We start from the raw sequence: 24,113 nt of genomic DNA, 5'->3' as shown, positions 1-24,113 counted from the left end.
CAGTCAACCAGTGCCGAGCCGGTAGCCCGCGCCGGGTCCGCGCACAACGAAACCGGGAGCCCAGCTCGGCTGGACTCCCGGTCGATGGTTTCGGATCAGACCGATACCGGCTCGCGACGCCCGAGGCGCTTGCGGCCCTGCTGCAGCTTGGTCCGCAGGCCGGTGCGCTTGCCGGTGGCCGCGTCGATCAGCGCGGCCCCGCCGAACGCCTTCTCCGACTTGGTTTCCGGCGCGTCGTCGGTGCCACGGCGCAGGTACTTGTTGGGCAGCGACAGCTTCATGATGGTGCGCCACGACTTGAAGTACTGCACCGGCAGCGAGCCGGTGGTGTAGGGCAGGTCGTACTTGTCGCACATCGCCCGCACCCGGACCGCGATCGAGGCCAGGTGGTTGGACGGCAGATCGGGGAACAGGTGGTGCTCGATCTGGTGGCTCAGGTTGCCGGTCATGAAGTGCATGACCTTGCCGCCGGAGATGTTGGCGCTGCCCAGCATCTGGCGCAGGTACCACTCGCCCTGGGTCTCCGTGGCGACATCACCCTTGGTGAATTTCTCGGCGCCGTCGGGGAAGTGACCGCAGAAGATGACCGCGTTGGTCCACACATTGCGGATCACGTTGGCCGCGAAGTTGGCGCTGAGCGTGCCGAGGAAGGAGGGACCGGTGAGCAGCGGGAAGATCAGGTAGTCCTTGGCGGCCTGCTTGCCGATCTTCTTGAGCACCAGCTTGCGGTCTTCCTCGAACTGGATGCGCTCGGGGCTGCCCGCGGGCCACTTCTTCTTGGCGACCTTGCCGAGCTCGAGATGCTGGATGGCGACACCATATTCGAAGAACATCTGTAGCAGCAGGTTGTACACCGGCTGCCCCAGGTAGAACGGCGACCATCGCTGGTCGCGGGTGACGCGCAGCAGGCCGTAGCCGATGTCGTCGTCCATGCCGAGCACATTGGTGTACTTGTGGTGCAGGAAGTTGTGGGTGATCTTCCAGTGTTCGGAGGGCCCGGCGTTGTCCCATTCCCAGTTGGTGGAGTGGATTTCCGGATCGTTCATCCAATCCCACTGGCCGTGCATGACATTGTGGCCGATCTCCATGTTCTCGATGATTTTCGCCGTGCCCAGCAGCGCGGTACCCGCGAGCCAGGCCGGGGGGAAGAGACTGAAGAACAGGACCCCGCGGCCGCTGATTTCCAACGCGCGCTGCAGCCGGATCACATTGCGGATGTAGCGGGCATCGCTCTCACCTCGCGCGGACTCGACTTCACGGCGAATGGCATCGAGTTCGGCCCCGATAGCTTCGACATCCTCCGGGGTGAGGTGTGCGTATTCCTTGACATCCGAGATCGCCATGCGGGTTACAGTACCGTAAGTTACGACACCGTAGGTTGTGAGTTCTCCTAGGAAAGTGTGGCAAATCCCGTATTGCCAACGCAGTTAGGAGATGCTAAGCCCGCGCTTTGGTCTTCAAGGCTCGCTTGGCCTCGCGCAGCACTTCTTTCTCGTGCCTGGCCTTCTCCTTGAGCACTACTTTCGCCTCCCGCAACGCCGACCGCAACCCGTAGCGCCGACCGGTCGCCGGATCGATCGGAATGATGTGGGTTTCGGCCCAGGTTTCGTGTAGGTGCGCGGCAGTCGGCAAGGAGGGCATTCGCGGGTGGAAGCCGGCGGAGCCGGCGGGGCGGGCAAATCCGGTAATCCCGGCGAACTTGCGTTCGGAGGACGTCTCCGGGGCGTCATCGGCGGTGCGCTTTAGCCACCGGTCCGGCAGCGCCAGCTTGTGGATGGTGCGGAACGCGAGCAGGTACTGCTTGCCCAGCGAGCCGGTGGTGTAGGGCAGGTCGTACTTGTCGCACAGCTCGCGCACCTTCACCGCGACCTCGGCATAGCGATTGCTCGGCAGATCCGGGAACAGGTGGTGTTCGATCTGGTAGCAGAGATTGCCGCTCATGAACGCCATCGCCGGACCAGCCTTGAAATTGGCGCTGCCCAGCATCTGACGCAGATACCACTCACCGCTGGTCTCGCCGTCGAGCTGCTCGATGGTGAACTTCTCCGCACCATCGGGGAAGTGACCGCAGAAGATGACCGCGTAGGCCCACAGATTGCGCATCAGGTTGGCGGTGGCGTTGGCCTTGAGCGTGGACTTCCAGGCCCGACCGGTCAACGCCGGGAAGAACACGAAATCCTTACCGACCTGGCGGGCGATCTTGCGGCCGAACTCCTTGTTGGGCTCGGAATTCCACTGGGTGCGCGGGACACCGGACAGTTCCTTCTCGATGCTCCAGTCGTGCAGGGCGATACCCCACTCGAAGGTCGCGGCCAGGATCAGATTGGCCACCGGCTGCACCAGGTGCAGCGGACGCCAGGCCTCGTCCCGGGTCATCCGCAGAATGCCGAAACCGAGGTCCTCGTCCTTGCCGAGCACATTGGTGTAGGTGTGATGGGAGTAGTTGTGCGCACGCCGCCACTGCGACGACGGGCCGGTCTGGTCCCACTCCCAGGTGCTGGAGTGGATCTCGGGATCGTTCATCCAGTCCCACTGACCGTGGCTGATGTTGTGCCCGAGCTCCATGTTCTCGACGATCTTGGCGACCGAGAGCAGCGCGGTGCCGGTGAACCAGGCCCACCGGTTGCGGCTGCCGAAAAGGATTGCGCGCGCGGCCAGCTCCAGGCCACGCTGAGCGGCGATGGTCCGCCGGATATAGCGGGCATCGCGCTCGCCGCGCGACAGCTCCACCGAGCGCCGGATGGCATCGAGTTCCTGGCCGAGCATATCGATGTCTGCTTCGGTCAGGTGCGCGAACGCCTTGATGTCGGTGATGGCCACCCGGGTCCCTTCGTCGGCTCGAATTCTCTTCGAGCGTACCTGTCGCCCCACCCCGTCATGGCGTCACCGCCGGTCCCCCGTGCCGCTCCTACCAGCGAAGATCAACTCAGATGTCGAGTGTGCAGTCTCCGGCGGCGGCGGAGATGCAAGTTTGCACTTTGTCACCCTCGCGCTTCTCGTCACCGTTGCGCAGATCCCGCGCGTGCCCGGAACTCAATGTCAGCACACAGGTCTGGCAGATGCCCATCCGGCAGCCGAACGGCATCTGAACCCCGGCCGACTCGCCCGCCTCGAGCAGACTGGTCGCCCCGTCGACTTCGATCGTGCGATCCGATTTGGCGAAGCTGACGGTGCCGCCCTCGCCGATCGCCGACCGCTCCACCTCGAACCGTTCGACATGCAATCTGTCCGACAGACCCGCCTCACGCCAGTGCTGCTCGATCTCGTCGAGCATGGCCGCCGGGCCACAGGCCCAGGTCTCCCGATCGCGCCAGTCCGGGAAGCGTTCATCCAGATCGGTCAGCTTGAACTTGCCGTTCTCGCCGGTCAGATGCAGATGCGTGCTGAAACTCGGGTGCCGGTCGTGCAGCGCCCGCAGTTCGCTGCCGAACATCACATCGGCCGCGGTCCGGGCGGAATGCAGGTGCACCACGTCGGTGACGCGCTCACGCCGGTCCATCGCCCGCAGCATCGACATCACCGGGGTGATTCCGCTGCCCGCGGTGAGGAACAGCACCCGCTCCGGCGGCGGGAACGACATGACGAAACCGCCCTGCGGTGCCTGCAAGCGGATGACGGCACCCGCTTTGACGCCGTTGACCAGGTGGCTGGACAGGAAGCCCTCCGGCATCGCCTTCACCGCGATCGAGATGACGCGCTTGCCGCCGTGCCCCGGCTCGGACCAGTTCGGCGGGCAGGTCAGCGAGTAGGAGCGCCAGTGCCAGCGCCCGTCCACCAGAATGCCGATACCGATGTACTGGCCCGGCTGGTACTTGAAGTCGAAGCCCCAGCCCGGCTTGATCACCAGGGTGGCCGAATCCGCGGTCTCCTGGCGCACCTCGACGATCCGGCCGCGCAGTTCCCGGGCCGACCACAGCGGATTGGCCAGATGCAGGTAGTCGTCGGGCAGCAGCGGCGTGGTCACCCGGGCGACAGCACCCCGCAACACATTCAGCCGTCCACCGCGCTCGGCAACACTCGCGGCCGGGGCCTCCAGCCACTCCCGCACATTCTTGAAGACCATCGCTGCCGTACTTCTCCCATGTCTGTGGCGGTCGTTGGAACCACCTCGCCCGCCAGGTTACGGCATCGTAAGTTAGCACGCCCTACTCGGCCTAGAGCAGATCGAGCAAGAAGGGCAGTTCCTGCGCGGCGTACCAGGCGAGCTGGTGATCCTCGGCGTCGCCGAGCACGAATTCGGCATCGGCGTCGCCCAGGTCGGCGGCATCGATCACATCCACGGCCTTGGCCACCTCGGCCTCGGCGTCGGCCAGATCGACATGCACCGACGCGATCTGGTTGTAGGTCACCGGGCCGGCCAGTTTCACCACGGCGTCATCCAGATCCGGCCGCTGCTTGGCCCCCGCCACATCGGCGGCGATCACCGCGCGGCGATAGATCGGGCGACTCGGCGGCTCCCCCTCCGCGCCGGAGGCAGCAGCCGCGTCCTCGCTCGCGGCCGCCAACAGCCGCAGCGAAGCGCGCGCGGCCTCCAGCATCGCGACCTCGGCCAGCTCCTCGTCGTCACCGGAGGCATAGGCCTCGCGCAGCGCCGGGGTGACCGCGAACGCGGTCGCGCCGACCGGGAAGATCTCGCGGTCGGTGACCAGCGCGCGCAGCATCGGCACCGTGGCGGGAATGTAGACGCGCATCTTTTCGTCAGACACAGGCACCGAGCATCTCCTCCATGGATTCGTGTACCGCCGCGGCCAGCACCCCGATATCGGCCATCGCGTCGCGATCGGCGTTGAGTCCGTAGTAGACCCGCCCGTCGTAGGACGTGATCCCGATACTCGAGGCCTGATTGCGCAGCAGCGGCGACACCGGAAACATCTCCAGCATCCGCGCGCCGCCGATGTACATCGGCGTCTGCGGACCCGGCGCGTTGGTGATCACCAAATTGAACGTGTGCTCTGCGAACGTACTCGCCGCGCGCACGCTCATGGCGTGCAGGCTCGCCGGTGCGAATCCGGCCAGATGCACCAGGGTGCGCGCCCGGACGCCACGCCGGTGCCTGCCATTGGCCTCGGTGGCGTGCGCGATATGCGACAGCCGCATCACCGGATTCGGTTCTCCCACCGGAAGATCGATGAGGAACGACGAAACCTCACTGGTAGGGCGCACCTCGTCACCCCCCTCCACGTACACCGACATCGGCACCACCGCGCGCACCGTCGAGGACTCGGTCAGCGCCTCACCACGCGACAGCAGCCAATTGCGCAAAGCCCCCGTGACAACCGCGAGGATGGCGTCGTTGATCGAACAGTCGAAACGCTTTCGGATGGTGCGGTAGTCGGCCAGATCGCTGCGCACCACATCGAAGCGGCGATTGCGGGAGGTTTTGACGTTCAGCGGACTCTGCGGCGCGCCGACGGTCACCGACCGCACCGCCGAGACCACCGAGTCCACCGCGCGGCCCGCCGCCGCGACCAGCGCGAAGGCCTCCGCGCTGGCATCGCGGGCCACCTGCAGCGCCTCCCGCGGCTGCGCGGCCAGCCGGGCCAGCGCACCCAGCAGCAATTCGCTGTCGGTGGGTTCGCGCGGCGCGACCCAGGCGTCGTGGGCCAGCTCGCGCGGCGCGGGGCCGGCGTCCAGGATGACGTGCCCGATCTCCAGCGCACCGTCCCCGTCGACCAGGGCGGAATGGGTCTTGGTGAAGATCGCGCAGCGGCCGTCGGCCAGCCCCTCGATCAGATACATCTCCCACAGCGGACGGTTCTGATCCAGCGGGCGCGAGGCCAGGCGCGCCACCAGCTCGTGCAACTGCGCGTCGGTACCCGGATGCGGCAGCGCCGAGCGCCGGATGTGGAAGGTGATGTCGAAACCGCTGTCCTGCACCCAGACCGGCCGGCCCAGCGCGAACGGGATCTCGCGCACCCTGCGGCGATAGCGCGGCACCAGCGACAGCCGGCTCTCGACGAGATCGACCAGGCGCTCGTAGTCCATCGCGGGCCGTTCATCGGTGTCGCGGAGAACGGCGAGCGAGCCGATGTGGATCGGATTGCTACTGGATTCCAGGCGGAAGAAGGACGCGTCCTGCGGCGTCAACCTCGTGATCACGCTGCCCGCTGCTCCTTGGATCGGACCTGGTCGAACGAGGGGCGTCTCCGCTACGGAGACAGGCCCGCGAGCTGCGCTGCCCCGGCCGCCGTCGACACGGCGGACGGGTTCCATCGTAAGCGACGCCGGTCCTCCGGCTCGGCTACGGTGAGAGAGGAAAGCCGCCGCATTCGCGACAGACCCGGGGCGAGGCGTTCGCCGCTGGTCACCGGCGCCTACCATGGCGTCGGCAATTACCATGGAGCGTGCTGCGGACCCGCCAGGTAACCGGCGGGTGTGGGGGCCGACATTTGACACACCGACCAGAGGACTGACGAGACTCGTGCCTGCGCTGACACTGACGAGGTTGCTACGGATTGGTGAGGGCCGCACGGTCAAGCGACTGGCCCATCTGGCCGACGAGGTGATCGCACTCGGGGAGGACATCGAGACGCTCACCGACGCCGAGCTGCGCGCCAAGACCGACGAGTTCAAGGAACGCTACGCCGACGGCGAATCCCTGGACGAGCTACTGCTCGAGGCCTTCGCGGTGGCCCGCGAGGCATCCTGGCGCGTACTGAACCAGAAGCACTACAAGGTGCAGATCATGGGCGGCGCCGCGCTGCACCTCGGCAATATCGCCGAGATGAAGACCGGTGAGGGCAAGACCCTGACCTGTGTGCTCCCGGCCTATCTCAACGCGCTGTCCGGCGAGGGCGTGCACGTGGTCACGGTCAACGACTACCTGGCCAAGCGCGACGCCGAGTGGATGGGCCGCGTGCACCGCTTCCTCGGGCTCGAGGTCGGCGTCATCCTCGGCGGCATGAACCCGGCTCAGCGCCGCACCGCGTACCACGCCGACATCACCTACGGCACGAACAACGAGTTCGGCTTCGATTACCTGCGCGACAACATGACCCACTCGCTGGATGATCTGGTGCAGCGCGGGCACAACTTCGCCGTGGTCGACGAGGTGGACTCCATCCTCATCGACGAGGCGCGCACCCCGCTGATCATCTCGGGCCCGGCCGACGCCTCGTCCAAGTGGTACGCCGAATTCGCGCGCATCGCACCGCTGTTGAAGAAGGACCTGCACTACGAGGTCGACATCAAGAAGCGCACGATCGGCGTGCACGAGGCCGGCGTGGAGTTCGTCGAGGACCAGCTCGGCATCGACAACCTCTACGAGGCCGCGAACTCGCCGCTGGTCAGCTACCTGAACAACTCCATCAAGGCCAAGGAGCTGTACCAGAAGGACAAGGACTACATCGTCCGCGACGGCGAGGTCATCATCGTCGACGAGTTCACCGGGCGCATCCTGGTCGGCCGCCGCTACAACGAGGGCATGCACCAGGCGATCGAGGCCAAGGAGAAGGTCGAGATCCAGCCGGAGAACCAGACGCTGGCCACCATCACGCTGCAGAACTACTTCCGTCTCTACGACAAGCTCTCCGGCATGACCGGTACCGCCGAGACCGAAGCCGCCGAGCTGCACCAGATCTACAGTCTCGGTGTCGTCCCGATCCCCACCAACAAGCCGATGGTCCGCCAGGACCAGTCCGACCTGATCTACAAGACCGAAGAGTCGAAGTTCAACGCCGTCGTCGACGATGTCACCGAACGGCACGAGAACGGCCAGCCGGTGCTGATCGGTACCACCAGCGTGGAGCGCTCGGAGTATCTGTCCAAGCAGTTCACCAAGCGCGGTATCCCGCACAACGTGCTGAACGCGAAGTTCCACGAGAACGAGGCGGCGATCATCGCCGAGGCAGGGCGGCCCGGCGCGGTCACCGTCGCCACCAATATGGCCGGTCGCGGTACCGACATCGTGCTCGGCGGCAACCCCGACATCATCGCCGACATCCTGCTGCGCAAGCAGGGCCTGGACCCGGTGGACACCCCGGACGAGTACGAGGCCGCCTGGCATTCGGCACTCGAGCAGGTCAAGCAGCAGACCGAGGAGGACGCCGAGGCGGTGCGCGACGCGGGCGGTCTCTACGTGCTCGGCACCGAGCGGCACGAGTCCCGCCGTATCGACAACCAGCTGCGCGGCCGCTCCGGCCGACAGGGCGATCCCGGCGAGTCCCGGTTCTACCTGTCGCTGGGTGACGAACTGATGCGGCGCTTCAACGGCGCGGCGCTGGAGTCGATCATGACCCGGCTCAACCTGCCCGACGACGTGCCGATCGAGGCGAAGATGGTGTCCAAGGCGATCAAGAGCGCCCAGACCCAGGTCGAGCAGCAGAACTTCGAGATCCGCAAGAACGTGCTCAAGTACGACGAGGTGATGAACCAGCAGCGCACCGTCATCTACGGCGAGCGCAATCGGATCCTGCGCGGCGAGGACATGGAGGGCCAGGTCCAGGAGATGATCACCGACGTGATCACCGCCTACGTGGACGGCGCCACCGCCGAAGGCTACGTCGAGGACTGGGATCTGGAGAAGCTGTGGACGGCGCTCAAGACGCTGTACCCGGTCGGCCACGACTACAAGGAGCTCACCGGTGAGTCGGGCGTCGGCGAAGCCGGCGACCTGACCCGCGAGGAGCTCACCGACACGCTGCTCGACGACGCGCACACCGCCTACGAGAAGCGCGAGCAGGAGATCGACGGCCTGGCCGGCGAGGGTTCGATGCGCAATCTCGAACGCCAGGTGCTGCTTTCGGTGCTGGACCGCAAGTGGCGCGAGCACCTCTACGAGATGGACTACCTCAAGGAGGGCATCGGCCTGCGCGCCATGGCGCAGCGCGATCCGCTGGTCGAGTACCAGCGCGAGGGCTTCGACATGTTCTCGGCGATGCTCGACGGTTTGAAGGAGGAGTCGGTCGGCTTCCTGTTCAACCTTCAGGTCGAGGTGCAGCAGCCGCAGCCCGAGGGCGTCTCCGTCGATCCGGGCCTGCGTTCCCCGGTCGGTGCGTCCGCGCCGCGCCCGCTGCCCACCGACCAGACCCCGCCCCCGGCGGGCACCGCGGCCCCGGCGGCGTTGCGCGCCAAGGGGATCGATGAGCGCAGCCAGCAGGGCCTGAGCTACTACGGCCCCGCCGAGGACGGTAATGCCACCGTCCACAGCGATGCCGAGGAGTACGGCAGCGAGGGCGATCACTCCACCCGTCGCGAGCGTCGTGAGGCGGCGCGCAACGAGAGCCGGGGCAAGCGAGCCCCGAAGTCCCGCCGCAAGCACTAGGCAGCAGACGACGAAGGCGCCCATGGAAACCCCTGGGCGCCTTTATCGTCGTCGACCGCGCCCCACGGCGACCCGAGCAGCCGCGCCTCGGCGGCAGCCCATCATCGGTCGCTCAAACTCGTTCCAGCACAGCCGATGCGCCGATGCCGCCCGCGGCGCAGATTCCGAGCAGCGCGGTGCTCTTACCCGTCCGGGCGAGCTCGTTGGCCATGGTCGTGACCATCCGCGCTCCCGTGGCGCCGAACGGGTGACCGAGCGCGACGGATCCGCCGTGCACGTTCAGCTTGTCGATATCGATTTCGCCGACCGCGGTGTCGCGATCCAGGCGAGTCTTGGCCCATTCGGTGCTGCCGAGTGCGCGCACCACCGACAGGGTCTGGGCGGCGAATGCTTCGTGGATGTCGACGAGATCGACGTCGGCCAGCGACATTCCGGCTTTGTCCAGGGCGCGCGGCATGGAGATGGCCGGGCCGATCAGGACCTGGTCGGCGGGGTCGACGCTGACATAACTCCAGGATTTGAACGCGGCCAGCGGGTGGTAGCCGAGTTCGCGGGCTTTCTCCTCGCTCATCAGCAGTACCGCCGACGCGCCGTCGGTGAGCGGGCTGGCGTTGCCTGCGGTGACCGTGCCCTGCGCGGCGAACACCGGCTTCAGTTCGGCCAGTTTCGCCGCGCTGGTGTCGGCGCGGACCAGGCCGTCGCGATCGATCTCGAGGCCCTCAGGGGTGCGCACGCGCAGCACCTCGTCGGCGAAGCGGCCGGAATCGATGGCGTCGGCGGCGCGACGATGCGAGCGGGCGGCGAATTCGTCCTGTTCGACGCGGGTGACGCCGTGGATCCGGGCCATCTTCTCCGCCGATTCGCCCATGACCTCGCCGGTGGTGCGTTCGGCGATCTTGGGCCGGGTCGGCAGCAGGTCGGTGAACGGCGCCAATTGCGCGGCGGCCGAGAGGTAGTCCTTGACCTTCGGCTTGCCCAGGGCCAGCGGCGCCCCGGCGTGCACCAGCTTCTGCGGGAGTTTGACCTCGGCATTGCTGGTGGAGTCGCTGCCGCCCGCGATCATGATGTCGTATTCGCCGCGTTCGATGGCGGCCGCGGCGGAGGTGATCGCCTGGAGACCCGATGCGCAGGCCCGGGTGACGGTGTACCCCTCGCAGCCCGCGTCGAGCTTCAGATCCAAGGCGATCTCGCGTGCGATATTCGGTGCGGCGCTGGGCAAGACGACGCCACCCCAGACGATGGCCTGCACCTGCGCGCCGGACAGTGCTGTAATTACCCGCCCCTGCGGCTCCGCCGCCGACCATCCCCCAGTGCGCTCGAGCAACCCGCGCACGGCGGCACCGGCGAGGGCGATGGAGTCCATGCGGGTGTAGTCGGTGAACGCGCGCAGGAACGGCGTGCGCGCACCGGAGACGATCACCGCACGGCGAGCAGCGTTGGTTGCCATTCGGAATTCCCTTCGAGAGACCTACCCCGACCAACTTACTCCGAAGTAAGTTGCAGGTCTACGTCATGGGAGCGGGCCTCCCCACACCCCACCGGGCAGGGAGGCCGTCCGCGCGACAAAGGGCTCAGCGATCCCCTCCAGAATCCGCTGAGCCCCGAGTCCGCCCGTGCGCCGTTGCACGAGCAGACCTGGACACCGATCCGGCAACGCCCCTGCTCGCCCCGGATCGACTCCTGGAGAACCACTTAGGCCGACGTCGCGCACTCGGCGCGTACAGACAGTAGCAATGTTTCTACAATCTTTTCAAACACTTTCTATAAACTTGTCTTGAAATGATGGGGGACCCTACGATGAAGACCACTATGCAAAGCACTTCGGAGCTGTCGCGGCAGAAGCGCTTCGGCCGGATCATCAGGGAACGCCGAGACGAACTCGGCCTCACCCAGATGCAGATCGGCGACCTGGGGGGCCCATCCGCACCGACCATTCGCAAGATCGAGGAGGGCACCGACTCGATCAGCGTCCACACCCTCAACAAGCTGGACGTGCCGCTGCGCTGGCTGCCCGGCAGCGCGGCCCGCACCTACGCGGGCGGCACACCGACCGCCCGCGAGGACACCTCGGAGGGCGGGGACGAATCGGTCGTCGCCGGACCCGACTCCATCCGCTTCGACATCGCCGACCTGACCGGTTTACTGGCCTCGACCGGCCGGCTCAACGATGCGGTCGAGGACACCGGAGTGACCGAATCCGCCGTGCTGTCGGCCGTCGCCGAAATGAACAGGGTGGTATCCCGGCTGTCCGCGCGCTATGCGACGGTCATGCTGGAACGCAACGGCGGGCCCGGACGTGACCTGCATCCCCTTGTCGCCATGGCGTTCTCGCACCTGCTGGAGATACCCGCAGAGGTCAACGACCCCGACGAAGTGCGCGAACGGCGCTATCGGCGCTGGCTGGCCGGACGCTCCGCCGACGTGGACGCGGCGACCGAAGCACGTTTCCACGCCCGCTGGGTAGCGGCGAACGCCCGCGGGATGGAAAGGTAGGCGGCGATGACCGAAGACCGCGCGCGACTACCGCTGAGCCGCAAGATCAACCGCCTGTTCGAGACCATGCATCCGCGTTCGGCGCCCGAACGCAGCACCACCTCGGTGGCCGAGCAGATCAGCGGTTCGCTACTGCGCACCATCCCCGCCGAGCACCTGGATCGACTGCGCCACGGCATGTTCGACGACTACGACGCCGAAGCGGTCGGCACCGATGTGCTCACCGCGCTCGCGCACTGCTTCGGCGTCAAACCCGACTATCTGACCACCACCGGCGCCATCGCCGGTGCGATCGACCGCGAACTCGAACTACTCGCCACCATGCGCGACGCCCACGTCGCCAGCATCGCCCTGCGCGGCTCGGATGTGGATCCGGCCCGGGTCAGCGCCGTAATCCAGCACACCGAACGGGTGTCCGGGTCGAAAACTCGGTAGCATCTGTTCCTGTCACGGGGCGGGATCGCAGAACTGCTGTAGGAGAACGCATCGCATGGCGGGTTTGGACGACCGGTTCCGGGAGGTCTCCCGAGACGTACCGATACCCCACCCCTGGAGCTTGCACACCTATCTCGACGCCGTCGCCGACTATCGCGGACGAGAGATCACCCTGCATCCGGTCGACACCGCCGTTCTGGCGGGCAGCGGCTGCGGTACGGGCAGCGGACTGTGGATCGCCAAGCGCGACAGCGACGTCATCGTCTACGGCGCGGACACCACGCAGTGGCACGCCGAGCACATCATCGCCCACGAACTCGGGCACATGCTGCTGGGCCATGGCCCGGAAGGCAACGGCCCCGAGACACCCCAGCATTCCCTGGCCGCGCTCACCGAACTGCTGCCGTCGATCTCGGCGGAATCCATCACCCATGTGCTGGGCCGCACCGACTACGGCACGGCGCGCGAACGCGACGCCGAATCGTTCGCGGACCTGGTGATGCTGGAGGCCATGCGGCCGCCGCGGCGCGAATCACTGCTGCACCGTACGTTCTTTCGCGGCCGCTGAGACCTGGAAATCCAGAAGCACCCGGCCGGATCCGATCCGGCCGGGTGAGCGGAAGGGCGACTACGCGAGCCGGATGAGGCCGTAGTCGAAGGCGTGACGACGGTAGACCACCGACGGCCGGTCGGTCTCCCGGTCTTGGAACAGGAAGAAATCGTGTCCGACGAGTTCCATCTGGTAGAGGGCATCGTCGACGGTCATCGGAGTCGCGCTGTGCACCTTGGTGCGCACTACCTGGCCGGGGCCGGTGGGCTCGTAGTCCGGTAACTGCGGCGACTGCTCGGTGCGGTCGGCCGGATGGTCGTGGGCGGTGGACCCGTTGGACCGAGCGAACAGCGACTCGTCGATCAGGTCGGCCGTGGCCTCGGCGACGGACAGCGGTGTCTTCTCGCCGTAGTGCACCTTGCGCCGGTCCTTGGTGCGGCGCAGACGACTCTCCAGTTTGTCGGTGACCGACTCCAGCGCGGCGTAGAAGCTGTCGGCGCAGGCCTCGGCTCGCACGATGGGGCCCTTGCCGCGCGCGGTGATCTCGACACGCTGGCATGCCTTGCGCTGCCGCCGGTTTCGTTCGTGGAACAACTCGACGTCGAAGATGAAGATCGACGGATCGAAGCGTTCGAGTCGGGAGAGTTTATCCGCGACATAGATTCGGAAATGGTCTGGCACCTCGACGTTGCGGCCCTTGACCACGACGTCCGCGCGGGGAGCCCGTGCGTCCTCCGCGTCGGGGCCGCCTTCCGCGGTGTCCAATACGGCGCCGTTACGCACCGAAAGTTCAGCATCTCGCACTGAAGGTCGTGAAGAAGTCGTCACGCGTACCTCCCGGATCTGGCCGCACCTGTTGAATCAGGTACGGCGGGTTTGAGCCGTGCCGAGCAGTCTCTGATTCCGAGTTCGCGGGGCGATCGCGCGGAATCGCGCGGCACGAGGATTGTCCGAGGCGTCACCTCCAAACTCCCGGATCGGGTGTGTGTCCGCGACGCTAGTACGACATCTGCGAGTGCGCCACTGTTCACGCAAATTTCCGGGCGTCAAGCAGTACATGTCACCAAAACCGCCCGCACCGGCACTCCCGCCGCGGCCAGCGCACGCACCGACTCGCGCGCCGTCGCGCCGGTGGTCAGCACATCGTCGACCAGGATGACCTGGACTTTTGTCCGGAATGCCACAGCATCGACGCGCCCCGGCGGCACTGTGATCCGGCCGCGCAGATTGTGCTCACGCTCATAGCGTGTCAACCCCACCGAATCCCGTACCCCGCACCACACCCGCAACAGGGGCGCCACCCGGCAATCCGGCAGCCACCGCGCGGCCGCCCGCGCGGTCCGCGTGACCGGGTCGCCACCGCGTTGCCGGGCGGCCCGCGCCCGAGTCGGCGCGGGCACCAGCAGTAGCCCGGCGCCGGGCGCGCGCAGCCGCGCCAGCGCGGTCGCCATGGCGTATCCGAGCGGCTCGGCAAGCTCACGCCGACCCCGTTCCTTCGCGGCCAGCACGGCGCGCCGAGCCGGGCCGGAATACGGGCTCAGCGCCCAGCACGGCACCCCGGGATCGGCTCGCGGGCGGACGCGCAGCGGCGGGCCCAGGGTGGCGGCGCAGGCCGCGCACCAACTCGTGCCCGGCCGATCGCAACCGGCGCAGGCACCGGGCAGAACCAGATCCAGCAGCGTCCCCATCCCGCGAGTCTGCGCCCGGGCACCGACACTCAACCGCTCCGCGTCGCCCGAGAGTCAGCCGGGTTCGGCACCGCTAGCCGGGCAGGACCGGCACCGCGCTCGATCCCAGGCCGGGTACCTCGCGCCAGTACGGCTCGCCGCCGTCGGGATTGCTGGTCAGCTCCAGCACCGCGCGGGAATCGGCCACGTACTGGTACTGCGGCGAGGCGCTCACCGAACGCACCGGCGGCGTCAAGTTCTGGCTGATCTGCGAGGTCAGCTGCGAACCGTCGATCGAGACGGTGCTCACCGGATCGATATTGCCCTCGCGGGCGATCATGATCGTGTCCGCGGTCAGCCAGCTCAGTGACACCGCGCGGGTACTGAGCCCGACCGCGATCGCCAGCGGCGACGTCAGCGCGTAGGTGCCGTTCGGACGCCGCTCGACCACCGCCACATAGACCTTGCCGTCAGCGATCAGCGCCGCCCGCACACCCGTCCGCGACACCCGCAACTCGGTGATCGGGCCGCGCAGCATCGGATCGGCCTGTGCCGCGAGCAATGCCGAGATGTCGACCTCCTGGGGCGACACGGTGCCGGTGGCACGGTCGTTGACCGCCCGGATCACCTTCTCCCCGTCGACCACCACCCAGGCGGCGCTGCCGTCGGCATTCCAGGACGGACGACTGATGCTGGCGCCCTCGGCGATCGGGAAGGCGCTGCCGCCGTAACTGCCGACCATCAGCGTGCGCTGTGGCTCCGGGGCGGGACGGCCGGAATCGGCTACCGCCGCGACGAATTGGCCGTCCGGCGAGATCGCGGCCGCTTGCAGGTTGTTCACCGTCCCGAAATAGCCGGGGGCGTTGAGCACACCGGTCTCGGTGACCTGCGCCAGCGCACCGCCCCGCAGCGCGTGCAGGCCGATTCGATTCTGGCTCTGCACCGCCGGACTGAGCTGCTGCACATCCGCGACCGACCAGCCGGTGGCGGCGAAACGTTCATCGAGCGGTTTACCGTCGGCCAGCAGCATGTACGGGCCCAGCACCTCCGCGCCCGCCAGCGTCAGCACCACCTGCCCCGCCAGCAGCTCGCGATCGCGTGGCGTCATCCCGCCGATGCCCGCGAAATCTATTCGGACACCGCCCAATCCGACCCCGACCTCGTCCGGATCGCCGTTGGCCTTGGTGATCGGGCCGCGCAGCGTCACCGGCGCGGTGAGCTCGTTGCGGACCACCGACGCCAGTGCGGGCTGCGCGCCCGCGCCGATCAACGACAGCAGCCGCGCCGCCAGCTCGTGCTTGGGCGTGGCGATCCAGCGCAGATCCGGGACCAGCGAACTACCGGACGGATCCACGAAATACAGCGCGTAACGCCGATAGGACTTGGCGAATGCCGCCTTGTCCATCACCACACCGTCGGGCAGCTCGTCGATGCGCCACTGGCCGTCGACCTTGCTCATCTCGATCTTGTTCTCGAGCATCTGGCCCTCGATGGCCCGGTAGGAGCCGTCGGCCGAGAGCTCGGCCACCTTGCGCGCGCGAATCACGTAGGTGGCCTTGTCCCCCGAGCGCGACTCGCGCAGCGTGTCCGGACGCTCCACCACGGTGATGCTGGTCGCGTCGTCCCAGGCGGTCGAGGCCGCCGGAGTCATGTACTGACGCGCAGCCGCGTGCCGGTCGGCCGGAAGCGCGGTGGCGGTGAGGAAATCGCGGAGCAGCAGATCGGGGTCACGGTTGTCCATGGGCGGCGGCGGCCCGTCCGGAGTCGGCTCGCGGTTGATCGTGCCCAGGGCCTGCGGCGAGGAATTCTCCGGCAGGCTGGCACAGCCGGAGACGCCGAGCGCCGCCGCCAACGCGAGCACGATCAGGGCCGAGCGCCGAGACTTCCTCCGTGACACCGTCATGACTGTTTGTCTCCCGGTTCGGTCAGCACCCCGGGGTCCGGCGGTTGCGCGCCGTCCGGCGGTTCGGGCTCGGTGGCTGTGCCGTTCTCCGACGGTTCCAGCAGCGGCAACGGCGACGACGGCGCGTCGGTGTCCTCCGCACCGTCCAGCTCCACCGGCACCGGAGGCTTGCGCTGCATCGGCTCCAGTGCCAGCGGGCTCGGACCCATCTTGCGGCCGCGCACCAGCGGCAAGGTCAGCCGGAAGCTCGCGCCGACACCGGCCTCACCCCAGGCCTCCAGCCGCCCCTCGTGCAGGTTGGCGTCCTCGACGCTGATCGACAAACCCAGACCGGTGCCGCCGGAACGCCGCATCCGCGACGGATCCGAACGCCAGAACCGATTGAAGACCAGCTTCTCCTCGCCGGGCCGCAGCCCCACACCCTGATCGCGCACCACCACCGCGACCGCGTTCGCGTCGGCGTCACCGCGCATCCGGATCAGCACCGGTTTGCCCTCGCTGTGATCGATGGCGTTGGCGAGCAGATTGCGCAGCACCCGCTCCACCCGGCGCGGGTCGACCTCGGCGACCAGCGGCTCCTCCGGCAGATCGATGACGACCTCCACGCCGGCGTCCTTGGCCAGATGCCGGACGGTGGAGATGGCGGCCCGCGCGCACATGCGCAGATCCAGCGACTCCACCTGGAGTTCGGCCACACCCGCGTCGTGCCGGCTGATCTCGAGCAGGTCGTTGAGCAGGCCCTCGAACCGGTCCAGCTCGGTGACCAGGAGCTCGGCACTGCGCGCCAGCGCGGGATCGAGTTCGTCGCTGCTGCCGTGGATCAGGTCGGCGGCCATGCGCACCGTGGTCAGCGGGGTGCGCAACTCGTGGCTGACATCGGAGGTGAAGCGGCGCTGCAGATTGCCGAACTCCTCGAGCTGGGTGATCTGGTTGGACAGGCTCTCGGCCATCTCGTTGAACGCCTGGGCCAGCCGGGCCATATCGTCCTCGCCGCGCACCAGCATGCGTTCTTTGAGCCGCCCGTCGGCGAACCGGCTGGCGATCCGCGCCGCGGACCGGATCGGCAGCACCACCTGACGGGTGACCAGCGCGGTGATCGCGGCCAGCAGCACCAGCAGTACCAGGCCGCCGATCATCATGGTGCCGCGCATCAGCGACAGGCTGCGTTCCTCGTTGGACAGCGTGAAGATCAGATAGATCTCCAGCGTCGGCACCTCGCCGCTCGGGCTGCCGATGATCAGGGCGCGACCGTGATAGCCGTCCGGATCCGACACCATCGCGAACTGGTAGCTGACCTGGTTGCGCTGCACGAACCGGCGCAGTTCCTCGGGGACCTCCTCGATCGGCCCCTTGAACATCTGCTGCTGCGGCGTGCCGCCGACCATGGTCAGCGCGGAGTCGAAACTGCCTGCCGCGCCGGAGGATCCGGAGCCACCCGCCCGGTTGGACAGTGCGTTGCGGGCGTCGGCGAGCCGTTGATCCGCGGTACCGGCATCGTGCACACCGACCAGCTGCGCCTCGACGGTATTGCGCGCGCGATCCATCTCCTCGACGGCCGCGTTGATCTTCGCGTCCAGCAGGCGGTCGGTGATCTGACTGGTCAGCACCACGCCCAGAATGGTGATGACGATCAGCGACAGCGTCAGCGTGGACACGATGACGCGCAGCTGCAGCGAACGTCGCCAGACATGACCGAGTCCGGTGCCGACCTCTTTGAGCCAGGCGAGGGCGGGTTCCAGCGCGGCTTCGGCGCGCGCGACAAATCCCGGCGCCTCAGGCGACCGTTCCTCTCCCCCCTGGTCGCCCGGGCGCTCCGGGTCATCTATCACGGAGGTCCGGCCTTGTAGCCCACACCCCGGACGGTGAGCACGATCTCCGGGTTCTCGGGATCCTTCTCGACCTTCGCGCGCAACCGCTGCACGTGCACATTCACCAGACGGGTATCGGCGGCGTGCCGGTAGCCCCAGACCTGCTCCAGCAGGACCTCACGGGTGAATACCTGGCGCGGTTTGCGGGCCAGCGCGACCAGCAGGTCGAATTCCAGTGGCGTGAGCGAGATCTGCGCGCCGGCGCGGGTCACCTTGTGCGCGGGCACGTCGATGACGATGTCGGCGATCGAGAGCAGCTCGGCGGGCTCCTCCTCGGTGCGCCGCAACCGGGCACGCACGCGGGCGACGAGCTCCTTGGGCTTGAACGGTTTGACGATGTAGTCGTCGGCACCGGACTCCAGGCCGAGCACCACGTCGACCGTGTCGGTCTTGGCGGTGAGCATCACGATCGGAACGCCGGAATCGGCCCGCAGCACCCGGCATACATCGATGCCGTTCATGCCGGGCAGCATCAGGTCCAGCAACACGAGATCGGGGCGGATCTCACGAACCGCCGCCAGGGCCTGTGTGCCGTCGCCGACCACGTGCGGGTCGAACCCTTCCCCGCGCAGGACGATCGTCAGCATCTCGGCGAGTGCCATATCGTCGTCGACGACCAGAATCTTGGGCTTCATAATTACTATGTTGTCATCTCCCAGGCCAGGAACGGGGCGGCACGCCAACACTGGTGCGAACCCGCCGCACATCCAACCTTATCCGGCAACCAATTCCGCCAACCGCACGGCCAGCGATGCCGGATCGTCATCGGATCGTATTCTCCACCAGGGACTGTGCCAATTGCTTTCGGCCAGCTCACGATAGACCGCGAGCGTGCGCTGCTGGAGCCCGCCGTCCCGCTCGTAGGCGTCCAGGGCGCGGTTCGCGTCGAGTTCGCCGCGCGCGCGGGCGCGTTCGGCGGCGAGTTCGGTATCGACGTTCAGCAACAGCTGCAGATCCGGGACAGGCAGCTCGAACCGGCCGAACTCCAGATCGGCGACCCAGCGGGTGACCGGGCCGTCGGCGGGCTGTTCCAGCCGAGCCGCGTTGTAGGCGGCGTTGGAGGCGACGTAGCGGTCCAGGATGACGATGTCGTTGTCCAGCAACAGCTTCGTCAGTTCGGGGCCCGCGTCGGCTCGATCGAGCGCGAACAGCAACGCCATCGCATTGACCGAATCGGCGAGATCGCCGTGTCGGCCGCGCAGTGCCTCGGCCGCCAGATCCGCGTGCACCGACCGCTCGTAGCGCGGGAACGCCAGTGTCGCGACCCGCAATCCGCTCGCCCGCAAGTGTGTGGCCACGGCCTCGATCAGCGTGCGTTTACCCGCACCGTCGAGCCCTTCCACCGCGATGAGGACACCCATACCCGGCAGGTTACAGGCGCACTCGCCCCCGCAATTCGGGGCCTCACCACGCGCCGCCACCCTGATTCAATGCTGAAGGTGAACGCTCCCGAAGCCCGAGCCGCCCTGACCATCACCGCCCTCGCCGCGGCACTCACCGCCCTCGCCCCCACCGCGACCGCCGACCCCGCCCCCATCGGCTGGCTCACCGGCTCCGCCTACCCCGGCTCCGGCCCCGCCACCAGCTTCCACCTCTGCAACCTCGCCCGCTTCTTCACCCAGGGCACCCCCTGCCTCCCGCCGCAGCCCTTCCGGCCGCTCCCCACCGAGAAGTAGTCCGAAGCGGTTGACCCGCAAAGAGATTCATGCGGAATTCCTATTTTCCGAGTTCAATCGGGGCGGAGCCGCATAAGGTGAGTGCACCTCCTACCGAGGGGCGGTGGACCTAGTCCAGACACTGCGCCCAGGTAGGAGGTGACGGAGATGGCGAAACATCGCCGGAGGAAAAGCAATGCCCCGGTCGATTACGGCATCATCTTGACAACCGCTGCCGTAATCGCCGGGGCGCTGGTGCTAGTCCGCCGAGTGTGGTGGATTAGGTAGCTCCATCAGGAGGGGATCGCCTGTGACGAGGCGGTCCCTTCCGCACTTGGCATCACTTGCGTGACGTACTCGATGTTAGTTGACACAGAGATTCCTCGGTAGAGAACCGACGAACCGTGTCAGTACCGGTAGTGCTCCGGCTTGTACGGCCCCTCCACGTCCACGCCGATGTATTCGGCCTGGTCCTTGGTGAGCTTGGTCAAGGTGCCGCCGAGGGCTTCGACGTGGATCTTGGCGACCTTCTCGTCGAGGGCCTTGGGCAGGCGGTAGACCTCGTTGTCGTACTGCTCCGGCTTGGTCCACAGCTCGATCTGGGCAATGACCTGGTTGGAGAAGCTGTTGGACATGACGAACGACGGGTGGCCGGTGGCGTTGCCCAGGTTCAGCAGGCGGCCCTCGGACAGGACGATGATCGCCTTGCCGGACTCGGGGAAGGTCCACTCGTCGACCTGCGGCTTGATCACGATCCGGGACGCGCCGGAACGCTCCAGGGCCGCCATATCGATCTCGTTGTCGAAGTGGCCGATATTGCCCAGGATCGCGTGATCCTTCATCGCCTTCATGTGATCGAGGGTGATGATGTCCTTGTTGCCGGTCGAGGTGATGACGATGTCGGCGTCGCCGATCGCCTGCTCGACGGTGACCACGTCGAAGCCGTCCATCAGCGCCTGCAGCGCGTTGATCGGGTCGATCTCGGTGACCTGCACCCGCGCGCCCTGCCCGGCAAGCGATTCCGCGCAGCCCTTGCCGACATCGCCGTAACCGCAGATCAGCACCTTCTTGCCGCCGATGAGCACATCGGTGCCGCGGTTGATGCCGTCGATCAGCGAGTGGCGGGTGCCGTACTTGTTGTCGAACTTGGACTTGGTGACCGAGTCGTTGACGTTGATGGCCGGGAACACCAGCTCACCCGCGGCGGCGAACTGGTAGAGCCGCAGCACGCCGGTGGTGGTCTCCTCGGTGACGCCCTTGACGCTCTCGGCGATCTTGGTCCATTTGGACTTGTCGGCTTCGAGGCTGGCGCGCAACAGGTTCAGGAAGACCTTGTACTCGGTGGAGTGGTCCTCGTCTTCCGGGGGCACCACGCCGGCCTGCTCGAACTGCGCGCCGCGCAGCACCAGCATGGTGGCGTCGCCGCCGTCGTCCAGGATCATGTTGGCCGGCTCCTCCGGCCAGGTGAGCATCTGCTCGGCCGCCCACCAGTACTCCTCCAGGGTCTCGCCCTTCCAGGCGAAGACCGGGGTGCCCTTGGGCTCGTCGACGGTGCCGTGCGGACCGACGACGATGGCCGCGGCGGCGTGGTCCTGGGTGGAGAAGATGTTGCAGGAGGCCCACCGCACCTGCGCGCCGAGCGCGACCAGGGTTTCGATCAGCACCGCGGTCTGCACCGTCATGTGCAGCGAACCGGAGATGCGCGCGCCCTTGAGCGGCTGGACGTCGTGGTATTCGCGACGCAGCGCCATCAGTCCGGGCATCTCGTGTTCGGCGAGCCGGATCTCCTTGCGGCCGAACTCGGCCAAGGACAGATCGGCCACTTTGTAATCGATGCCATTGCGGACATCGGCGGTAAGTTCTGAGGTCGTCATCAGCCTCTCCTGGTCGACAGTTCCGCGACCAAGGCTAGTCGGCGACGGCGTGCGTGGCTTACGCGGTCGCCTCGTTCGCCGACAGGATCCGGCGGCGCTTGCGCGGCTGGATGTTCGCGCGGCTCAGGTCGCCGTCGTAGTGCGCGAGGACCCGCTGGTCCATGATCGCGCGCCACAGCGGCGGGATGGCCGCGATCACGATCATCGAGGCGTATCCGGCGGGCAGCTGCGGCGCCTGCATGGAGCTGCGCAGGGTCTGGTAGCGGCGGCCGGGGTTGGCGTGGTGGTCGCTGTGCCGCTGCAGGTGGAACAGGAAGATGTTGGTGACGAGCCGGTCGCTGTTCCAGCTGTCGCGCGGTGAGCAGCGCGCGTAGAGACCGTTGGGGCGGCGCTCCCGGAGCAGGCCGTAATGCTCGATGTAGTTGACGGTTTCGAGCAGTGCCGCGCCGATCACCGCCTGTAACAGCAGGAACGGCAGCGCACCGAGGCCGAATACCGCGAGCAGGCCCGCGAACAGCACCAGCGACATCGACCAGGCTTGCAGAATGTGGTTGTGCGGGCTCAGCCAGCGCATGCGCCGTCGGGCGAGACGCTCGCGTTCGAGCGTGATGGCCGACCGGAAACCGCCGATCACGCTGCGCGGCAGGAATTCCCAGAGCGATTCGCCGAGCCGGCCGCTGGCCGGGTCCTCGGGCGTGGCGACCCGGACGTGGTGGCCGCGATTGTGTTCGACGAAGAAGTGCCCGTAGCAGGACTGCGCGAGCGCGATCTTGGCGAGCCACCGTTCCAGGTGCTCGACCCGGTGCCCGAGTTCGTGTGCGGCGTTGATGCCGATTCCACTGACGAAGCCGAGGGTGGTCGCGAGTCCGAGCTTGTCGAGGAGGGTGAGGTCATTGCCAGCCCACATGAAACAGGCGATGCCGAGGCCGGTCAGTTGGATGGGTAGGAAAAGGTAAGTGCACCAACGGTAGTAGCGGTCGTTGGTGAGTCTCTCGTAGTCCTCGTCGCGCGGGTTGCTGCCGTCGTCGCCGACGATGATGTCCAGGATCGGGATCACGACCAGCACGATGATCGGGCCGATCCACCAGAACACCGGCTGCCCGGTGTGAAGCACCAGCTGAGAGGGCAGGAGTGCGCATGCCGGGGCGATCAGGCCGAGAACCCATAGGAGGCGCTTGGGGTCCGCGGACCCCCCAAGTTTGCCAGCCGATTGCACGTTTGCCCCGCTAAATAAGAACCCTAACTCCGACGCATGAGAATACTTACAGACTTTACGTCTGTTACAAGGGCCCTGGACGAGGAACAGTGGCCACGATTACAAGAACGCTGGTCGGTTTTTCCGGGAACTCACATGTGACAGGAGTCACGGCACACGATCGGCAAATTAAGGGTGCCCTGACTTCGAATCCGTTGCGGCAACGGCGAGGACCTGCGCAGATCGGCCCGCCGAGCGGTTGCCACAGATCAGCCGCAGGCCGCGACACCCCCGCCGCGACGATGCCCGCCGCGTCCGCCGCCTAGCACTTCTCGGGTGCGCGCCCGACCCGCGGGGCGGCGCGAAACCCCGAGCAACAGACCGGCATCGGGGCAAATACGGTCTGCAACGATTTGGTATCAACCGCTCTGGGGAGCACCGCTCCCCATGCTCAACGCAGCAGTACCTCGGCATTCGCGGGCAGCGCGTCGACCGGCCACCAGCGCAGATCGGTCGACTCGTGACTGCGCACGGGAATCGCGCCCGCCGGGGCCGTCACCCGGAACAGCAGATCCAGATGCCGGGTCGGCACACCCAGTGAGCAGGTGATCGGATGGGCCTGCGCGCCATACAGTTCCGGATCCAGCACCAGACCATCGATGCCGGACTCCTCGGTCGCCTCGCGCAGCGCCGCGTCGGTGACGGTCTCGTCGCCGGGCTCGCAGTGCCCGCCGAGCTGGATCCAGCGACCGACCCGCGGATGCAGGGTGAGCAGCACCTCGCGGCCGTCGTGCGAGAACACCACCGCGGAAGCGGTGATGTGACCCGGCGCGTGCTCGCGCAGGCAGCCGCGCGGCGCCGAGCCGAGGAACGCCAGCATGGCCTCGCGCAGGGACGCCTCCGGCGCGGTCGCCGGACTCCAGGTCTCGAGCAGCTTCGTCGCGGAAGCGTGCAGCGACTCGGCGGTCATCGCGCCCCTCCGGTTCGTGTGCGCGACCGGGACCCCAGCGGTTCATGCGCTCGGCCCGGGCGCGCAGCCCGACCGACCGTCAGCGGGCTGTGCGGCCCAGTCGGACGCACAGCCCGACCGGCTGTCATCGGACCCCGCGGCTGGCCCGGCAGCACAGCCCGACCGGCTGTCATCGGACCTCGCGGCCGACTCGACCGCACAGCCCGACCGGCTGTCATCGGACCTCGCGGCCGACTCGACC

General features: G+C 67.2%; 20 protein-coding genes, 1 tRNA gene and 1 pseudogene. 6 read left to right on the top strand and 16 right to left on the bottom strand.

Going from position 1 to position 24,113, the window contains the following annotated elements:
- Positions 1–95: 95 nt before the first annotated feature.
- From ACFVMC_RS10140 to ACFVMC_RS10120, 5 genes are all read right to left on the bottom strand, one after another.
- Positions 96–1,343: a fatty acid desaturase family protein gene (locus tag ACFVMC_RS10140; RefSeq protein WP_379208722.1), complete on the bottom strand. Its 1,248-nt coding sequence runs from the start codon at positions 1,341–1,343 to the stop codon at positions 96–98.
- A gap of 94 nt (positions 1,344–1,437) precedes the next feature.
- Positions 1,438–2,820, bottom strand: a complete 1,383-nt coding sequence (locus tag ACFVMC_RS10135; RefSeq protein WP_379208721.1) for a fatty acid desaturase family protein — start codon at positions 2,818–2,820, stop codon at positions 1,438–1,440.
- Positions 2,821–2,926: 106 nt separating this feature from the next.
- Complete coding sequence (locus ACFVMC_RS10130; RefSeq protein WP_379208719.1) at positions 2,927–4,063, bottom strand: ferredoxin reductase; 1,137 nt, start codon at positions 4,061–4,063, stop codon at positions 2,927–2,929.
- Positions 4,064–4,154: 91 nt separating this feature from the next.
- Positions 4,155–4,691, bottom strand: coding sequence for a DUF6912 family protein (locus ACFVMC_RS10125; RefSeq protein WP_379209503.1), 537 nt, complete (start codon positions 4,689–4,691; stop codon positions 4,155–4,157).
- A 7-nt stretch (positions 4,692–4,698) separates the two neighbouring features.
- The gene (locus ACFVMC_RS10120) at positions 4,699–4,935 is read right to left on the bottom strand and encodes a WS/DGAT domain-containing protein (RefSeq protein ID WP_379209551.1); all 237 of its coding nucleotides are present in this window, start codon (positions 4,933–4,935) and stop codon (positions 4,699–4,701) included.
- Here ACFVMC_RS10120 and ACFVMC_RS10115 point away from each other — a divergent pair.
- Positions 4,905–5,024 (top strand) — tRNA-Met (locus tag ACFVMC_RS10115). The genes ACFVMC_RS10120 and ACFVMC_RS10115 overlap by 31 nt on opposite strands.
- 322 nt (positions 5,025–5,346) lie before the next feature.
- Here the strand turns inward: ACFVMC_RS10115 and ACFVMC_RS10110 are convergent.
- Positions 5,347–6,213 (bottom strand): annotated as a pseudogene (locus ACFVMC_RS10110) (wax ester/triacylglycerol synthase domain-containing protein); the annotation flags it as partial.
- A 208-nt stretch (positions 6,214–6,421) separates the two neighbouring features.
- Here ACFVMC_RS10110 and secA point away from each other — a divergent pair.
- Complete coding sequence (gene secA / locus ACFVMC_RS10105) at positions 6,422–9,262, top strand: preprotein translocase subunit SecA (RefSeq protein WP_379208717.1); 2,841 nt, start codon at positions 6,422–6,424, stop codon at positions 9,260–9,262.
- A gap of 112 nt (positions 9,263–9,374) precedes the next feature.
- On the opposite strand, the gene ACFVMC_RS10100 is transcribed toward secA, so the two are convergent.
- Positions 9,375–10,709, bottom strand: a complete 1,335-nt coding sequence (locus ACFVMC_RS10100) for an acetyl-CoA C-acyltransferase (RefSeq protein ID WP_379208716.1) — start codon at positions 10,707–10,709, stop codon at positions 9,375–9,377.
- Between the two features lie 362 nt (positions 10,710–11,071).
- Here ACFVMC_RS10100 and ACFVMC_RS10095 point away from each other — a divergent pair, with 362 nt between their 5' ends.
- From ACFVMC_RS10095 to ACFVMC_RS10085, 3 genes are read left to right on the top strand one after another with little or no spacing between them, the layout of a single operon-like run.
- Complete coding sequence (locus ACFVMC_RS10095; protein WP_379208714.1) at positions 11,072–11,755, top strand: helix-turn-helix domain-containing protein; 684 nt, start codon at positions 11,072–11,074, stop codon at positions 11,753–11,755.
- A 6-nt stretch (positions 11,756–11,761) separates the two neighbouring features.
- Positions 11,762–12,190, top strand: a complete 429-nt coding sequence (locus tag ACFVMC_RS10090; protein WP_379208712.1) for a hypothetical protein — start codon at positions 11,762–11,764, stop codon at positions 12,188–12,190.
- 55 nt (positions 12,191–12,245) lie between these two features.
- A complete protein-coding gene (locus tag ACFVMC_RS10085) occupies positions 12,246–12,758 on the top strand; it encodes a hypothetical protein (protein WP_379208710.1) in 513 nt (170 codons plus the stop codon).
- Between the two features lie 60 nt (positions 12,759–12,818).
- On the opposite strand, the gene hpf is transcribed toward ACFVMC_RS10085, so the two are convergent.
- The 6 genes from hpf to ACFVMC_RS10055 form a co-directional block, all read right to left on the bottom strand.
- Positions 12,819–13,505 carry a ribosome hibernation-promoting factor, HPF/YfiA family gene (gene hpf, locus ACFVMC_RS10080; RefSeq protein WP_379209501.1) on the bottom strand — a complete coding sequence of 229 codons (687 nt, stop codon included), beginning with the start codon at positions 13,503–13,505 and terminating at the stop codon, positions 12,819–12,821.
- Positions 13,506–13,786: 281 nt separating this feature from the next.
- Positions 13,787–14,428 carry a ComF family protein gene (locus ACFVMC_RS10075; RefSeq protein WP_379208708.1) on the bottom strand — a complete coding sequence of 214 codons (642 nt, stop codon included), beginning with the start codon at positions 14,426–14,428 and terminating at the stop codon, positions 13,787–13,789.
- A 73-nt stretch (positions 14,429–14,501) separates the two neighbouring features.
- Entirely contained in the window at positions 14,502–16,310 is a 1,809-nt protein-coding gene (gene lpqB, locus ACFVMC_RS10070) for an MtrAB system accessory lipoprotein LpqB (protein ID WP_379208706.1), read from the bottom strand.
- Entirely contained in the window at positions 16,307–18,049 is a 1,743-nt protein-coding gene (gene mtrB / locus ACFVMC_RS10065) for an MtrAB system histidine kinase MtrB (protein ID WP_379209499.1), read from the bottom strand. The genes lpqB and mtrB overlap by 4 nt, the downstream gene beginning before the upstream one ends.
- 86 nt (positions 18,050–18,135) lie before the next feature.
- Positions 18,136–18,813 (bottom strand): MtrAB system response regulator MtrA, encoded by a 678-nt coding sequence (mtrA, locus tag ACFVMC_RS10060; RefSeq protein WP_379208704.1) that lies wholly within the window; start codon positions 18,811–18,813, stop codon positions 18,136–18,138.
- Positions 18,814–18,891: 78 nt separating this feature from the next.
- Positions 18,892–19,539, bottom strand: a complete 648-nt coding sequence (locus tag ACFVMC_RS10055) for a dTMP kinase (protein ID WP_379208702.1) — start codon at positions 19,537–19,539, stop codon at positions 18,892–18,894.
- A 69-nt stretch (positions 19,540–19,608) separates the two neighbouring features.
- Between ACFVMC_RS10055 and ACFVMC_RS10050 the strand changes: the two genes are divergently transcribed.
- Positions 19,609–19,854, top strand: coding sequence for a hypothetical protein (locus tag ACFVMC_RS10050; RefSeq protein WP_379208700.1), 246 nt, complete (start codon positions 19,609–19,611; stop codon positions 19,852–19,854).
- A gap of 386 nt (positions 19,855–20,240) precedes the next feature.
- Here ACFVMC_RS10050 and ahcY read toward each other — a convergent pair whose 3' ends face one another.
- The 3 genes from ahcY to ACFVMC_RS10035 all read right to left on the bottom strand — a co-directional run bounded on the left by ahcY (position 20,241) and on the right by ACFVMC_RS10035 (position 23,872).
- Positions 20,241–21,707: an adenosylhomocysteinase gene (gene ahcY, locus ACFVMC_RS10045; protein WP_379208699.1), complete on the bottom strand. Its 1,467-nt coding sequence runs from the start codon at positions 21,705–21,707 to the stop codon at positions 20,241–20,243.
- A 58-nt stretch (positions 21,708–21,765) separates the two neighbouring features.
- Positions 21,766–22,821 carry an alkane 1-monooxygenase gene (locus ACFVMC_RS10040; protein WP_379208697.1) on the bottom strand — a complete coding sequence of 352 codons (1,056 nt, stop codon included), beginning with the start codon at positions 22,819–22,821 and terminating at the stop codon, positions 21,766–21,768.
- 532 nt (positions 22,822–23,353) lie between these two features.
- The gene (locus tag ACFVMC_RS10035; RefSeq protein ID WP_379208695.1) at positions 23,354–23,872 is read right to left on the bottom strand and encodes an NUDIX hydrolase; all 519 of its coding nucleotides are present in this window, start codon (positions 23,870–23,872) and stop codon (positions 23,354–23,356) included.
- Positions 23,873–24,113 lie beyond the last annotated feature (241 nt).

It is taken from the genome of Nocardia sp. NPDC127579 (genome assembly GCF_042672005.1).
In the GTDB taxonomy this organism is placed as follows: domain Bacteria; phylum Actinomycetota; class Actinomycetes; order Mycobacteriales; family Mycobacteriaceae; genus Nocardia.
This window is presented reverse-complemented; position numbering and strand designations above follow the sequence as displayed.